Origin of the sequence: Xylanimonas allomyrinae, from assembly GCF_004135345.1 — a bacterium.
In the GTDB taxonomy this organism is placed as follows: domain Bacteria; phylum Actinomycetota; class Actinomycetes; order Actinomycetales; family Cellulomonadaceae; genus Xylanimonas; species Xylanimonas allomyrinae.
In genome coordinates this window covers 1,695,642-1,710,422 of the sequence record NZ_CP035495.1, presented here as the reverse complement: position 1 = coordinate 1,710,422, position 14,781 = coordinate 1,695,642, and the positions used below count along the sequence as shown (strand labels likewise).

The 14,781-nt window shown below is 71.6% G+C and carries 11 protein-coding genes, 1 rRNA gene and 2 pseudogenes; 12 read left to right on the top strand and 2 right to left on the bottom strand.

Annotated features, from left to right (window positions below; translation table 11 throughout):
- The first annotated feature begins 29 nt into the window (after positions 1–29).
- Both rrf and aceB read left to right on the top strand, forming a co-directional pair.
- Positions 30–146: ribosomal RNA gene (gene rrf / locus ET495_RS07835) — 5S ribosomal RNA — on the top strand.
- A 200-nt stretch (positions 147–346) separates the two neighbouring features.
- A complete protein-coding gene (gene aceB, locus ET495_RS07830; RefSeq protein ID WP_129204009.1) occupies positions 347–1,933 on the top strand; it encodes a malate synthase A in 1,587 nt (528 codons plus the stop codon).
- Positions 1,934–1,970: 37 nt separating this feature from the next.
- Here the strand turns inward: aceB and ET495_RS07825 are convergent, their stop codons facing one another.
- A complete protein-coding gene (locus ET495_RS07825; RefSeq protein WP_129204007.1) occupies positions 1,971–2,765 on the bottom strand; it encodes an IclR family transcriptional regulator in 795 nt (264 codons plus the stop codon).
- 174 nt (positions 2,766–2,939) lie between these two features.
- Here ET495_RS07825 and ET495_RS07820 point away from each other — a divergent pair.
- The 8 genes and pseudogenes from ET495_RS07820 to ilvD (ET495_RS07790) all read left to right on the top strand — a co-directional run bounded on the left by ET495_RS07820 (position 2,940) and on the right by ilvD (ET495_RS07790) (position 11,994).
- A pseudogene (locus ET495_RS07820) lies at positions 2,940–4,390 on the top strand (NAD-dependent malic enzyme).
- 139 nt (positions 4,391–4,529) lie between these two features.
- On the top strand, positions 4,530–4,826 hold the full coding sequence (gatC, locus tag ET495_RS07815) for an Asp-tRNA(Asn)/Glu-tRNA(Gln) amidotransferase subunit GatC (protein ID WP_129204005.1): 297 nt from the start codon (positions 4,530–4,532) through the stop codon (positions 4,824–4,826).
- Position 4,827: 1 nt separating this feature from the next.
- Positions 4,828–6,330 (top strand): Asp-tRNA(Asn)/Glu-tRNA(Gln) amidotransferase subunit GatA, encoded by a 1,503-nt coding sequence (gatA, locus tag ET495_RS07810; RefSeq protein WP_129204003.1) that lies wholly within the window; start codon positions 4,828–4,830, stop codon positions 6,328–6,330.
- A 26-nt stretch (positions 6,331–6,356) separates the two neighbouring features.
- Positions 6,357–7,865 carry an Asp-tRNA(Asn)/Glu-tRNA(Gln) amidotransferase subunit GatB gene (gatB, locus tag ET495_RS07805; RefSeq protein WP_129204001.1) on the top strand — a complete coding sequence of 503 codons (1,509 nt, stop codon included), beginning with the start codon at positions 6,357–6,359 and terminating at the stop codon, positions 7,863–7,865.
- A 16-nt stretch (positions 7,866–7,881) separates the two neighbouring features.
- Positions 7,882–8,328: a GNAT family N-acetyltransferase gene (locus ET495_RS07800; RefSeq protein WP_342770158.1), complete on the top strand. Its 447-nt coding sequence runs from the start codon at positions 7,882–7,884 to the stop codon at positions 8,326–8,328.
- Positions 8,310–8,480, top strand: a complete 171-nt coding sequence (locus ET495_RS19385; protein ID WP_342770157.1) for a GNAT family N-acetyltransferase — start codon at positions 8,310–8,312, stop codon at positions 8,478–8,480. Before ET495_RS07800 ends, ET495_RS19385 begins: the two co-directional genes overlap by 19 nt.
- Before the next feature lie 69 nt (positions 8,481–8,549).
- Entirely contained in the window at positions 8,550–10,073 is a 1,524-nt protein-coding gene (locus tag ET495_RS07795; RefSeq protein ID WP_129203998.1) for a peptide MFS transporter, read from the top strand.
- A gap of 58 nt (positions 10,074–10,131) precedes the next feature.
- Positions 10,132–11,994 (top strand): dihydroxy-acid dehydratase, encoded by a 1,863-nt coding sequence (gene ilvD, locus ET495_RS07790; protein ID WP_129203997.1) that lies wholly within the window; start codon positions 10,132–10,134, stop codon positions 11,992–11,994.
- A gap of 31 nt (positions 11,995–12,025) precedes the next feature.
- Here the strand turns inward: ilvD (ET495_RS07790) and ET495_RS07785 are convergent, their stop codons facing one another.
- Positions 12,026–12,469, bottom strand: coding sequence for a type III secretion system chaperone family protein (locus ET495_RS07785; protein ID WP_129203995.1), 444 nt, complete (start codon positions 12,467–12,469; stop codon positions 12,026–12,028).
- A 119-nt stretch (positions 12,470–12,588) separates the two neighbouring features.
- Between ET495_RS07785 and ilvD (ET495_RS07780) the strand changes: the two are divergent.
- Together ilvD (ET495_RS07780) and ET495_RS07775 are read left to right on the top strand one after the other, a co-directional pair.
- A pseudogene (ilvD, locus tag ET495_RS07780) lies at positions 12,589–14,268 on the top strand (dihydroxy-acid dehydratase); the annotation flags it as partial.
- A gap of 10 nt (positions 14,269–14,278) precedes the next feature.
- Complete coding sequence (locus ET495_RS07775; RefSeq protein ID WP_129203993.1) at positions 14,279–14,584, top strand: 4a-hydroxytetrahydrobiopterin dehydratase; 306 nt, start codon at positions 14,279–14,281, stop codon at positions 14,582–14,584.
- Positions 14,585–14,781: the final 197 nt, after the last annotated feature.

Here is a 14,781-nt window from a genome sequence, read left to right as displayed (position 1 = left end):
GGCAACCAACCCGAACAACTCGATAAAGTTACGGCGGTCATAGCGTAGGGGAAACGCCCGGTCCCATTCCGAACCCGGAAGCTCAGCCCTACAGCGCCGATGGTACTGCCCTGGAGACGGGGTGGGAGAGTAGGACGCCGCCGGACACCCTTCACGAAAGACCCCGCACCCACGGTGCGGGGTCTTTCGCATGCCCGGGTTCTCCGTCTGCTACCGTATAGAGGAAGCGAAAGTCCACGATACGGAAAACGGACGCGGCGCCGCCGGGCTTCCCGCGAGGCGAGGGCGCCCGCGTGCGGGGGCGGCGCGCGTGACCGCTGCCCGTGAGCAGACAGGAGGTCCAACGATGGACACCGTGAGCGGAATCGAGATCGCCGGGAGCCTTCCGGCGCGCGCCGGCGAGGTGCTGACGAGGCCCGCGCAGGAACTTATCGTCGCGCTCCACCGTGCGCTGGGTACTCGGCGCCTGGAGCGGCTGGCTGCTCGGCAGGAGCGCGTAGCCGCGCTGGCGGCCGGCGGGAGCCTCGACTTCCTCTCCGAGACGCAGGCTGTGCGCGACGACCCTTCGTGGCGGATCGCCGCCCCGGCGCCCGGCCTGGTCGACAGGCGCGTCGAGATCACCGGTCCCACAGACCGCAAGATGACGATCAACGCGCTGAACTCGGGCGCCAAGGTCTGGCTCGCGGATCAGGAGGACGCCAACACGCCTCGCTGGGAGTCCGTGATCGGTGGGCAGGTCAACCTTCTGGACGCGATCGAGCGCCGGATCGACTTCACGGCGGAGAACGGGAAGCCGTATGCGCTGCGGCCCGACGCCGAGCTGGCGACGATCGTCATGCGCCCGCGCGGCTGGCACATGGACGAGAAGCACGTGCTGGTGGACGGAGAGGTGGTGGCCGGTGCGCTCGTCGACTTCGCGCTCTTCGTCGCGACGGCGGGGCTGCGGCAGATCGCCAAGGGGCTGGGTCCGTACCTCTACCTACCGAAGATGGAGCACTACCTGGAGGCGCGGATGTGGAACGACGCGTTCGTGATCGCCTCCGAACGGCTCGGGTTCGCGCGCGGGACGATCCGGGCGACGTGCCTCATCGAGACGATCCCGGCCGCGTTCCAGATGGAGGAGATCCTCTACGAGCTGCGTGAGCACAGTGCGGGGCTCAACGCGGGCCGGTGGGACTACCTGTTCTCGGTGATCAAGAACTTCCGGACGCGCGGCCGGGAGTTCCTGCTCCCGGACCGCAACGCGATCTCCATGACGGTCCCCTTCATGCGCGCCTACACCGAGCTTCTGGTCTCGACGTGCCACCGGCGCGGGGCGCACGCCATCGGCGGCATGGCCGCGTTCATCCCGAGCGCGGATGCGACCGTCAACGCGGAAGCCTTCGAGAAGGTCCGCGCCGACAAGGCCCGGGAGGCGGGCGACGGTTTCGACGGTTCCTGGGTGGCGCACCCAGGGATGGTGGAGACGTGCCGCGAGGCGTTCACCGCCGTCCTCGGCGAGCGGCCGAACCAGATCGACAACGCGCGCGCGGACGTGCGCGTGACGGCCACCGAGCTGCTCGACGTGGCGTCGACGCCAGGAGACGTCACCGAGCGCGGGCTGCGCACCAACATCGACGTCGCTCTGCAGTACCTGCGCGCGTGGCTGGGTGGTCAGGGCGCGGTCGCGATCCACCACCTCATGGAGGACGCCGCGACGGCCGAGATCTCCCGGTCGCAGATCTGGCAGTGGCTGCACAACGACATCGTGCTCGCCGACACGGGGCGGAAGGTCACGAGGGAGCTGGTCGGGCAGCTCGTCGAGGAGGTCGTGGCGACGCTGCCGGGGGAGCCGGGCGACTACGACGCGGCGAAGGCGCTCTTCCTCGAGGTCGCGGTCTCGGACGACTACGCGGAGTTCCTGACGACGCCGGCATACGCCCGGATGCCCTGACGGGGCGGGACCGGGCCCTCCCGTGGGCGGCCGGGCGTCAGGTGGCCCGGAGCACGGCGGCGATCTCGTCGGCGACGCGGTGCAGTGCGGGCACGGCCCGGGTGCCGAACTCGCGGTTGACGCGTGCGTCCGGCCCGGAGACCGACAGCGCCGTCGGGACGGGAGCTCCGGGGACGGACACGGCGAAGCAGCGCACCCCGACCTCCTGCTCGCCGTCGTCCACCGCGTAGCCCTGCGCGCGCACGGACTCGAGCTCCGCGAGGAGGGCGGGTACCGTCGTGATCGTCTTCTCGGTGACCTGCGGCATGCCGACGCGCGCCATGATCTCGGTGACGGTGCGGTCGGGGAGTTGGGACAGGACCATCTTGCCGACGGCGGTGCAGTGGGTGTGGACCCGCCTGCCGACCTCGGTGAACATGCGCATTGAGTGCGCCGACGAGGACTGTGCGACGTACACGACCATGTCCCGGTCGATCATCGCGAGATTGGCGCTCTCTCCGAGCTCGGCGGCGAGGCGGGCGAGGTAGGGGCGGGCGTCGGAGCCGAACTGCCGTCCGGCGGACTCGCCCAGCCGGATGAGCCGAGGGCCGATCGTGTAACGGCGGGAGGGGAGCTGGCGCACGTACCCGCGGTTGAGCAGCGTCCGGATGAGGCGGTGGATCGTCGCGAGCGGCAGCCCGGTGCGCTCGGCGAGCTCTCCGAGCGTGGCCTGCCCTCCGGCGTCGGCGAGCAGCTCGAGCAGCTCGAGGGCGCGGTCGACCGACTGGACGCCACCGGACCGGGGTGCGGGGTGGGCCGGGCCGGCGGTGGTGTCGGGGGCGGGCGGTGTCACGCGGGCCTCCTTTCGTCGGGGTGGTCGTGCCACGATCAGGCGGACATCGGCGGTGCGACTGCGTCGTCGGCGCAGAGCGCATTGTCAAAGTTCCGCATATCGGAAACAATACTCCGGATAGCGGTAGCGCCAGGTGCGAGAGCCGTCGCGCAGATCGACCGAGAGGACGTGCCAGTGACATCCATCCCCGGCCCCAGCTACTCCATCACGCTGCGGATCGCCGCGCTCACGCAGGCGCACACGACGGCGGACCTCGTGGCGGCGGTCGGCGCCACGGGAGCGGCAGTCACGGCCGTCGACGTCGTCGAGTCGACCAACACCACGATGCTCGTGGACGTCTCCGCGAACACCCGTGACGTCGCCCACGTCCACCAGATCCGGTCGACGCTCGCGACGATGGACGGCATCGAGGTCCGGCACGTCTCCGACGCCACGTTCCTCATGCACCTGGGCGGCAAGCTCGAGGTGCACCCCAAGGTCAACCTCCGCCACCGCGACGACCTGTCGCGGGCGTACACCCCGGGCGTCGCGCGCGTGTGCCTCGCCATCGCCGAGAACCCTGCCGACGCCTGGCGCCTGACGATCAAGCGCAACACCGTGGCGGTCGTGACGGACGGCACCGCGGTGCTCGGACTGGGCGACATCGGCCCCGAGGCGTCCATGCCCGTGATGGAGGGCAAGGCTGCGCTGTTCAAGCAGTTCGGCGGGATCGACGCGTGGCCCGTCGCCCTCGACACCAAGGACACCGAGGAGATCATCCGCACGGTCAAGGCGATCGCGCCGGCCTACGGCGGCATCAACCTGGAGGACATCTCCGCGCCGCGCTGTTTCGAGATCGAGCGTCGCCTGCGCGACGAGCTGGACATCCCGGTGTTCCACGACGACCAGCACGGGACCGCGATCGTCGTGCTCGCCGCGGTGATCAACGCCCTCAAGGTCGTGGGCAAGTCGCTCGACGAGGTGAGGATCGCCGTCAGCGGCGTCGGCGCGGCAGGATCCGCCGTCATCCGCCTGCTCCTGGTCCAGGGGCGCGGCACATCGTCGGGTTCGACCGCCGCGGGGCGGTGAGCCGTCGCGACGAGCACACCGACGACCACCGGCGGTGGATCGCCGAGCACACCAACGAGGACGGGTTCCAGGGCACGCTGCGCGAGGGGCTGGTCGGCGCCGACGTCTTCATCGGCGTCTCGGCCGGGAACATCCTCACGGGTGACGACATCGCCGCGATGGCCGACGACGCGATCGTGTTCGCGCTGGCCAACCCGACCCCCGAGGTGGACCCGGGCGCCGCCGCCCAGCACGCCGCCGTCGTCGCGACCGGCCGCAGCGACCACCCCAACCAGATCAACAACGTGCTCGCGTTCCCGGGCCTGTTCCGCGGCCTGCTGGACGCCCGCGCGCACGCCATCACCGACGAGGTGCTGCGGGCGGCCGCGGTCGCGATCGCCGGCGTCGTCGACGACCGCGAGCGCAACGCCTCCTTCATCGTGCCGAGCGTGTTCGACCCGCAGGTCGTGGAGGCCGTCGCGAAGGCCGTCATCGAGGCCGTCGCGGCGCAGCGGGAGGCCGCGGGGGAACCGGAGCCGTTCACCGGCGCCCGGCCGCTCGGCGTGGGCGTGGAGTGATGTCGGCGTCGGGCGGTGACCGCGGCCTCGCCGACGTGCTGGACCAGGACGTGGACCAGGACGTCGACAGGTAGGGGCGGCAGACGCCATGACGCCCGCGCTGCTCTGAGGTCAGGGCACGGACACTAGACTGACCGCCATGTCCACCATCTCCCGTGACGAGGTCGCGCGCGTGGCTGCCCTGGCCCGCATCGACCTGCGGCCCGAGGAGGTCGACCGGCTCGCCGGCGAGCTCGACGTCATCGTCACGTCGATCGCCAAGGTGAACCAGGTCGCCACTCCCGACGTGCCCGCGACCAGCCACCCCCTGCCGATGACGAACGTGTTCCGTGAGGACGTCCCGGTGCCGGCGCTGCCCGTCGCCGACGTGCTCGCCGGGGCGCCGGACTCGCAGGACGGCAAGTTCCTCGTCCCGCAGATCCTCGGGGAGGAGTGAGATGACGGACGTGACCCGCCTGTCCGCCGCGGCCCTGGCGGACCGCCTCGCCGCGCGCGAGATCAGCAGCGTCGAGGCGACGCAGGCCCACCTGGACCGCATCGACGCCGTCGACGGCAAGGTGCACGCCTTCCTGCACGTGAGCACCGAGGAGGCGCTGGCGACCGCGCGCGACGTCGACGCCCGGCGTGCCGCAGGCGAGGACCTGCACCCGCTGGCCGGCGTGCCCATCGCCGTCAAGGACGTCGTCGTGACGCAGGGCCTGCCGACGACGGCCGGGTCCAAGATCCTCGAAGGCTGGATCCCGCCTTACGACGCCACGCTCGTCGAGCGGCTCAAGGCCGCGCGGCTGCCGATCCTGGGCAAGACGAACATGGACGAGTTCGCCATGGGGTCGAGCACCGAGCACTCGGCGTACGGCGACACGCACAACCCGTGGGACCTCGACCGCATCCCCGGCGGCTCGGGCGGCGGATCGGCCGCGGCCGTCGCGGCCTTCGAGGCGCCGCTCGCGATCGGCACCGACACGGGCGGCTCGATCCGCCAGCCGGGCGCCGTCACGGGCACCGTGGGCGTGAAGCCGACCTACGGGTCGGTGAGCCGCTACGGCCTCATCGCCATGGCCTCCAGCCTCGACCAGGCCGGCCCCGTGACGCGCACCGTGCTCGACTCGGCGCTGCTGCACGAGCTCATCGGCGGGCACGACCCGCGCGACTCGACGTCGATCCCCGAGCCGCTGCCGTCGCTGGTCGACGCGGCCCGCCAGGGCGCGACGGGCGACCTGTCCGGCCTGCGCGTCGGCGTCGTCGCCGAGCTCCAGGGCGAGGGGTACCAGGAGGGCGTCCTGGCGCGGTTCCACGAGTCGCTCGACCTGCTGGAACGGGCGGGCGCCGAGCTCGTCGAGGTGTCCTGCCCGCACTTCCCGTACGCGCTCGACGCGTACTACCTGATCATGCCCGCGGAGGCGTCGAGCAACCTCGCGAAGTTCGACGGCATGCGGTTCGGCCTGCGCGTCACGCCGTCCGAGGGCCCGGTGACCGCCGAGCGCGTGATGGGCGCGACGCGCGGTGCCGGGTTCGGCGACGAGGTCAAGCGCCGCGTCATCCTCGGCACGTACGCGCTGAGCGCCGGCTACTACGACGCCTACTACGGCAGCGCGCAGAAGGTCCGCACGCTCATCCAGCGCGACTTCGCCGGCGCCTTCGCGCAGGCCGACGTGCTCGTGAGCCCCACGGCCCCGACCACGGCGTTCAAGCTGGGCGAGAAGCTCGACGACCCGCTCGCGATGTACCTCAACGACGTCGCGACCATCCCGGCCAACCTCGCCGGCGTGCCGGGCATCTCGGTGCCCAACGGCGTCTCGGACGACGGCCTGCCGGTCGGCTTCCAGATCCTGGCCCCGGCCAAGGCCGACGACCGCCTCTACCGCGTCGGAGCGGCGCTCGAGCACCTGCTCGAGGCCCAGTGGGGTGCCCCCCTGCTGGCGAGCGCCCCCGAGCTGTGACGAACGAGAAGACGGAGAACCGAACCGTGTCCGTGAACACGCCCGCACTCGTCGACTACGCCGACGCCGTCACGAGGTACGACCCGGTGCTCGGCATCGAGGTGCACGTCGAGCTCGGCACGCGCACCAAGATGTTCTGCGCGGCCGAGGTCGCCTTCGGCGGCGAGCCGAACACGCAGACCACCCCGGTGAGCCTGGGACTGCCGGGCGCCCTGCCGGTGGTCAACGGCAAGGCCGTCGAGTACGCGATCCGCATCGGGCTGGCCCTCAACTGCCAGATCGCGCAGACCTGCCGGTTCGCGCGGAAGAACTACTTCTACCCGGACGTTCCGAAGAACTTCCAGACGTCGCAGTACGACGAGCCCATCGCGTACGACGGCTGGGTCGACGTCGAGCTCGACGACGGCACCGTGGTCCGCGTCGAGATCGAGCGCGCGCACATGGAGGAGGACGCCGGCAAGAACACGCACGTGGGCGGGGCGACCGGCCGCATCCAGGGCGCGGAGTACTCGCTGGTGGACTACAACCGTGCGGGCATCCCCCTCGTGGAGATCGTCACCAAGCCCATCGAGGGCGTCGGCGACCGCGCGCCCGAGGTCGCCCGCGCCTACGTGCAGACGCTGCGCGACATCTTCCGTGCGCTCGACGTGTCCGAGGCCCGCATGGAGCGCGGCAACGTGCGCGCCGACGTCAACGTCTCGCTGCGCCCGACGCCGCAGGACAAGCTCGGCACGCGCACCGAGACCAAGAACGTCAACTCGTTCCGCTCGGTCGAGCGCGCCGTGCGCTACGAGATCTCGCGCCAGGCCGCGATCCTCGACGCGGGTGACGCCGTCGTGCAGGAGACCCGGCACTTCCACGAGGACACGGGCACGACGTCGGCCGGCCGCGTGAAGTCGGACGCCGAGGACTACCGGTACTTCCCGGAGCCCGACCTGGTGCCCGTGGCACCGAGCCGCGAGTGGGTCGAGCAGATCCGTGCGGCGCTGCCCGAGCTGCCCGCGACGCGCCGTCGCCGGCTGCAGGGCGAGTGGGGCTACGCCGACGCGGAGATGCGCGACGTCGTCAACGCCGGTGCGCTCGACCTCATCGAGGCGACCGTCGCGGCGGGCGCCACGCCCGCGGCCGCGCGCAAGTGGTGGATGGGGGAGCTGGCCCGGCGCGCCAACCAGACCGAGACGACCCTCGACGAGCTGGCCATCACGCCGGCGCAGATCGCCCAGCTCCAGGCGCTCGTGGACTCCGGGCGCATCAACGACAAGCTCGCGCGCCAGGTGCTCGAGGGCGTGCTGGCAGGCGAGGGCGACCCCGAGGCGGTCGTCGTCGCGCGCGGCATCGAGGTGGTGTCGGACGACGGGGCGCTGCTCGAGGCCGTCGACGCGGCCCTGGCCGCGCAGCCCGACGTCGTCGAGAAGGTCCGTGGCGGGAACCTCGGCCCGGTCGGTGCGATCATCGGCGCCGTCATGAAGGCGACCAAGGGCCAGGCCGACGCCAAGCGGGTGCGCGAGCTGGTGCTCGAGCGCATCGGCGCCTGACGGGACGGGGGACCCGGTGACCCGCAGCTCCGTGCTGCACGGCGAGATGGTGCGCCTGCGCCCCATCGAGGCACGTGACGCGCAGCGCCTCTGGGAGTCGTTGCAGGACCCGGAGGGCATGCGCCAGACGGGGACGACGACGTCGTTCACGCGCGCACAGGTCGACGAGTGGGCGGCGACGGTCAGCGACCGTCCCGGCCGGTACGACTGGGCGATCACGCCCGGCGCCGTCCGGGGCGGGCAGCCGGTGAGCGACGAGCTCATCGGCGAGATCGTCCTCAACGACCTGGACGACGTCGCGCGGTCGGCCAACCTGCGCCTGCAGATGCTCCCCGACTACCGGGCCGCGGGTACGGCCGCGAGGCCATCTGGGAGGTGCTGCGGTTCGCGTTCCAGGGTGTGCGCGTCGACGGCGAGCTCGAGCACGGCCCGGGGCTGCACCGGGTGTCGTTGCACGTGCTGACCATCAACCCGCGTGCCAAGGCCCTGTACGAGTCGCTCGGGTTCCGCGAGGAGGGTCGCCTGCGCGACGCGCACCGCGACGGCGACCGCTGGGTGGACGTCGTCGTGATGAGCCTCCTGGAGGACGAGTTCCAGGCGGCGACGGGCCGCTAGCACGGACGGCGGCCTCTCCCGCCGCCGTCTCCAGCGGCGTGGGAGCGGTCGCGGTGCGAGCATCAGTGGGTGACGAACCCCTCTCTGGCGCGGACGCCCGCCGCCGCCGTGGCCGGTGACCGCCGGTTCTTCGGGCACCCCCTGGCGCTGTTCACGCTCTTCGGCACCGAGCTGTGGGAGCGCTTCAGCTACTACGGGATGCGCGCCATCCTCGTCTTCTACATCACCGACACGCTCGCGAACGGCGGGCTCGGGTTCGGCAAGACGCAGGGCGAGGCGATCGTCTCGATCTACGGCACGGGCGTGTACCTGCTGTCGGTGGTCGGCGGCTGGTTCGCGGACCGCGTCATCGGCGCGTACCGGGCGACGTTCCTGGGCGGCGTCATCATCGCCTCCGGTCATGTCGCGCTGGCGATCCCGGCCTCGGGCTTCTCGTGGCTGGGCATCTGCCTCGTCGCGCTCGGCACGGGGTTCCTAAAGCCCAACGTGTCGTCGATGGTCGGCGAGCTGTACGAGCGCCAGGACCCGCGCCGGCAGGCGGCGTTCTCGATCTTCTACATGGGCATCAACCTCGGCTCGTTCTTCAGCCCGCTCATCGTCGGCGCGGTGCGCAACGCGTGGGGCTACCACGCCGGGTTCCTCGTCGCGGCCGTCGGCATGGCCTTCGCGCTGGTGTGCTTCGTGGGCGGGCGCTCGCTCCTTGCGGGAGCGGGCGCGCACGTCGAGAACCCGATCTCGCCGCAGGAGCGCCCCAAGATCGTGCGGCTGCTCCTGACGATCGCGCTGGGCGTCGTGGCGCTCTACCTCGTCGTGGCGGCAGCGAACGGCACGTTCGGGCTGGACACGATCGTCGACTCGCTGAGCTATCTGGCGTTCGTGGTGCCCGTGCTGTTCTTCGTCGTGATCTACCGGTCGCCGAAGGTGAGCGACCCCGAGCGCAGCCGGCTGCTCGCCTACATCCCGCTGTTCGTCGCCGCGATGCTCTTCTTCATGATCTTCGAGCAGGCCGCGACGACGCTGTCGACGTACGCCCGCGACGAGACGGTGCTGTCGTTCCTGTGGTTCCACGACTTCAGCCCCGAGGTGTTCCAGTCGGTCAACCCGCTGACGATCATCGTGCTGGCACCGGTCTTCGCCTGGATCTGGCTGCGCTCGGGCGACCGCCCGGCCACGCCGTACAAGTTCGCGATCGGCCTGGCGCTCGCGGCGTTCTCGTTCCTGTTCCTGGCGGCCGCCTCCGCGGTGTCGGGGGAGGCGAAGACGGGTGCCTGGGTGCTGGGCCTGGTCTACGTGATCCAGACGCTCGGCGAGCTGTGCCTGTCCCCGGTGGGGCTCGCCGCGACGACGCTCCTGGCGCCGCGCGCGTTCCGCGGGCAGGCCATGGCGCTGTGGTTCCTCGCCCCCGCGGCGGGGCAGGCGATCACGGCGCAGCTCGTCCAGGCGACGCAAGGCGTCGCGCCGACGCCGTTCTTCGGCGGGATCGGTGCCGTCGCGCTCGTCTTCGCGGGGGTCGTCGCCGCGCTCGGCCCGTGGGTGCTGCGCCGCATGCGCGCGGCCGACGTCGTCGAGGGCGTGCACACCTCGGGCGACTGACGGTCACCCTGCGGACGGGGGCCGCTCAGCCCGCGGACGGCGGCGTAGGGTGATCCGCATGAGTCGGCCCCTGCGCTCCCGTACGTCCACCCACGGCCGCAACATGGCGGGCGCGCGTGCCCTGTGGCGCGCGACCGGCATGGGTGCCGAGGACTTCGGCAAGCCGATCATCGCGATCGCCAACTCGTACACGCAGTTCGTCCCCGGGCACGTCCACCTCAAGGACATGGGCGACTTGGTGGCCTCCGCGATCCGCGAGGCGGGCGGCGTGGCCAAGGAGTTCAACACGATCGCCGTCGACGACGGCATCGCGATGGGGCACGGGGGGATGCTCTACTCGCTGCCCAGCCGCGACCTGATCGCCGACTCGGTCGAGTACATGGTCAGCGCGCACACCGCGGACGCGCTCGTGTGCATCTCCAACTGCGACAAGATCACCCCGGGCATGCTCAACGCGGCGCTGCGGCTGAACATCCCGACGGTCTTCGTCTCGGGCGGGCCGATGGAGGCCGGCAAGGCCGTCGTCGCCGACGGCGTCGCCCGGACGCACCTGAACCTCATCAACGCGATCAACTACTCGGCCGACGACAACGTCTCGGACGACTCGCTCGGGCTCGTCGAGGAGAACGCCTGCCCGACGTGCGGCTCGTGCTCGGGCATGTTCACGGCGAACTCGATGAACTGCCTCACGGAGGCGCTGGGCCTGTCGCTGCCGGGCAACGGCTCGACGCTCGCCACGCACACCGCGCGCAAGGACCTGTTCCTCGAGGCGGGCCGCACCGTCGTGGACCTGGCCCGCCGCTACTACGAGGACGGCGACGACACGGCGGCGCCGCGCGGCATCGCCACCAGGGCCGCGTTCACCAACGCGATGACGCTCGACGTCGCCATGGGCGGCTCGACCAACACGGTGCTGCACATCCTCGCGGCCGCGCAGGAGGCGGGCGTCGACTTCACGCTCGACGACATCGACGCGATCAGCCGCCGCGTGCCCTGCCTGAGCAAGGTCGCGCCGAACCATCCGGACTTCCACATGGAGGACGTGCACCGGGCCGGGGGCATCCCCGCGCTGCTGGGCGAGCTCGACCGCGCCGGGCTGCTCGACCACGACGTCACCTCGGTGCACACCCCGACGCTGCGCGCGTGGCTCGACGCCTGGGACGTGCGCGGCGGTTCCGCGACGCAGCGGGCGGTCGACCTGTTCCACGCGGCTCCCGGCGGCGTCCGCACGACGCAGGCGTTCTCGACGTCGAACGTGTGGGAGTCGCTCGACACCGACGCCGCGATCGGCTGCATCCGCGACATCGAGCACGCCTACACCGTCGAGGGCGGCCTCGCGGTGCTCAAGGGCAACCTGGCGCAGGACGGCGCGATCATCAAGACGGCCGGCATCGACCCCGACGTCTTCCACTTCACGGGCAAGGCGCTCGTCGTCGAGTCGCAGGAGCAGGCGGTCGAGAAGATCCTCACCAAGCAGGTCGAGCCCGGGCACGTCGTCGTCGTGCGCTACGAGGGGCCCGCGGGCGGTCCGGGCATGCAGGAGATGCTCTACCCGACGTCGTTCATCAAGGGCCGTGGGCTGGGCAAGGTCGTCGCGCTGATCACCGACGGGCGGTTCTCGGGCGGGTCGTCGGGCATCTCCGTGGGCCACGTGTCCCCGGAGGCCGCCGCGGGCGGCACCATCGGCCTGGTCGAGGACGGCGACGAGATCGAGATCGACGTCGAGGCCCGGGTCATCCGTGTCAACGTGCCGGACGCGGTGCTCGCGGAGCGGCGCGCCAAGATGGAGGCGTCGGAGTTCCCGTGGACGCCCGTCGACCGTGACCGGTACGTGTCGCCGGCCCTGCGGGCCTACGCCGCCATGGCGACGTCGGCGGACCGCGGTGCCGTGCGGGACGTGTCGCGCCTGCCCCGGCGCTGACGCCGCGACGCCGTCAGGGGCGCGCGACCCGTCAGGAGACGGGGTCGCGGAAGTGCTCGTCGAACCGCTCGAACGCCTGCAGGCTGGTCGAGATGGACGACCGCACGAACAGGCTCAGCTGCTCGTCGGTCACGCCGTGCTCAAGGTCGATCGACTGCTCGCCGATGACGCGGACGACGTCTTCGCTGACCCGCACATAGACCTTCGGGAAGAGCATGTCCCGGTTCCACGCGTTGGCGACGGTCGTGGCTGCGACCTCCGCGACGCCGGGCAGTTCGTGCTTCCACCATCCGCGGACCTGGAGGATCTCCTTCTGCTTGCCGTAGAAGAGGAAGAAGAACTGGTTGCCGTCCCAGTTCCCGCCCAGATCGCCGTCCGAGTCGATCCAGTACTTCCAGTCCCGCGCCTTCAGCACGGCCTCGACGCGGTCGCGGGTGACGGGCGGGTTCGGGCGAGGAGCGGGGCGCTGGAACACGGTTCTAGCGTGACCGCAGCACGGCGAGCGGGCAACCCCCTGACGCGGGTGGCTCCCTCGCGAGCCGAACCGGTGCGCTGCCCCGCGCGCGGGCGGCGCACCGGACCTACGCTCGGCCCATGGGCGCTCGCGACGTCAAGCCCCGCTCGTGGCAGGTGACCGACGGGCTTGAGGCGACCGCGGCACGCGGGATGCTGCGTGCCGTCGGGATGGGGGACGAGGACTTCGCCAAGCCGCAGATCGGCGTCGCGTCGTCGTGGAACGAGATCACGCCGTGCAACCTGTCGCTCGACCGGCTCGCGCAGGCGTGCAAGGAGGGCGTGCACGCGGCCGGCGGCTACCCCCTGGAGTTCGGGACGATCTCGGTGTCCGACGGCATCTCGATGGGGCACGAGGGGATGCACTTCTCGCTCGTGTCGCGCGACGTCATCGCCGACTCGGTCGAGGTCGTCATGTCGGCCGAACGGCTCGACGGGTCGGTGCTGCTGGCCGGGTGCGACAAGTCGCTGCCGGGCATGCTCATGGCGGCCGCGCGGCTCGACCTGGCGAGCGTGTTCCTCTACGCCGGGTCGATCATGCCCGGCTGGGTCACGCTCTCGGACGGCTCCGAGCGGCAGGTCACGATCATCGACGCCTTCGAGGCCGTGGGTGCGTGCGCGCGCGGGCTCATGAGCGAGGAGGACGTCGGCCGCATCGAGCGCGCGATCTGCCCCGGTGAGGGTGCGTGCGGCGGCATGTACACCGCCAACACGATGGCCTCGGCCGCCGAGGCGCTCGGGATGTCGCTGCCGGGATCGGCCTCGCCGCCGTCGGCCGACAGGCGCCGCGACACCTGGGCGCACCGGTCGGGGGAAGCCGTGGTGAACCTGCTGCGCCAGGGCATCACGGCGCGGCAGATCCTCACCAAGGAGGCGTTCGAGAACGCCATCGCCGTCGTGATGGCGTTCGGCGGCTCGACCAACGCGGTGCTGCACCTGCTGGCCATCGCGCACGAGGCCGACGTCGACCTGACCCTCGCGGACTTCGACCGGATCGGCGACCGTGTGCCGCACCTGGGCGACCTCAAGCCGTTCGGGCGGTACGTCATGAACGACGTCGACCGCGTCGGCGGGGTGCCCGTGGTCATGAAGGCGCTGCTGGAGGCCGGGCTGCTGCACGGCGACGCGCTGACCGTGACGGGTCGCACGGTCGCGGAGAACCTGGCTGGCATCGCCCCGCCGGACCCCGACGGGGTCATCCTGCGCGCGATCGACAACCCCATCCACGCCACGGGCGGCATCACGATCCTGCACGGCTCGCTCGCGCCCGACGGCGCCGTCGTGAAGACGGCCGGGTTCACCGAGGACGTCTTCGAGGGGACGGCGCGCGTCTTCGAGCGCGAGCGCGCCGCCCTGGACGCCCTGGAGGACGGCACGATCACCGAGGGCGACGTCGTCGTCATCCGCTACGAAGGCCCCAAGGGTGGGCCGGGCATGCGCGAGATGCTGGCCATCACCGGCGCGATCAAGGGCGCCGGCCTCGGCAAGGACGTGCTGCTCGTCACCGACGGGCGGTTCTCGGGCGGCACCACGGGCCTGTGCGTGGGCCACATCGCCCCGGAGTCCGTCGACGGCGGTCCCATCGCGTTCGTGCGCGACGGCGACCGCATCCGCCTGGACGTGCGCGCCAAGACGCTCGACTTCCTGGCCGACGACGCCGTGCTCGCCGCCCGGCGCGACGGCTGGGCGCCGCTCGCGCACGCGTACACGCGCGGCGTGCTGGCGAAGTACACCAAGCTGGTGCAGTCGGCGTCGCGGGGGCGGTGCTCGAATGACGGCAGGCGACGCCATCGCGCCCGAGGAGTTCGTGGCGGCCGAGGGGACGGACGGCTGGCGGGTGCCCGGCCTCGCCGAGGCCGTCTTCCGCACCGGATCGTTCGACGTCGGCGCGCGGCTCGTGGCGCGCATCGCCGAGCTTGCCGACGCGGCCGGCCATCATCCTGACGTCGACCTGCGCTACGGCAGCGTGACGGTGCGGCTGACGTCGCACGACGTCGGCGGGCTGTCGCGGCGCGACGTCGCGCTCGCGCGGGAGATCGGCGCCGCGGCGCGGGCGCTCGGGGCGGAGCCGTCCTGACCGGGCCCGCTGATGTCCAGCGACCGATCCGCGATCCCACGATGTGGGAAGCGCGCCACGAAAGGTGACACCCCGCGCCCGCGGGGCGTACCTTCAGGGACATGCAGACGATCCGCCGCGTAGTACTTCCCGGGCGCGCTGGCTGACGCCAGACGTACCGACGGCACCGTCAGCGCGCTCACCCTCCGATCGTCCCC

Coding starts and splice junctions, on each gene's coding strand:
- aceB (WP_129204009.1), top strand. CDS start 347: ATGGACACCGTGAGCGGAATCGAGATCGCCGGGAGCCTTCCGGCGCGC.
- gatC (WP_129204005.1), top strand. CDS start 4,530: ATGTCCACCATCTCCCGTGACGAGGTCGCGCGCGTGGCTGCCCTGGCC.
- gatA (WP_129204003.1), top strand. CDS start 4,828: ATGACGGACGTGACCCGCCTGTCCGCCGCGGCCCTGGCGGACCGCCTC.
- ilvD (WP_129203997.1), top strand. CDS start 10,132: ATGAGTCGGCCCCTGCGCTCCCGTACGTCCACCCACGGCCGCAACATG.
- ET495_RS07775 (WP_129203993.1), top strand. CDS start 14,279: ATGACGGCAGGCGACGCCATCGCGCCCGAGGAGTTCGTGGCGGCCGAG.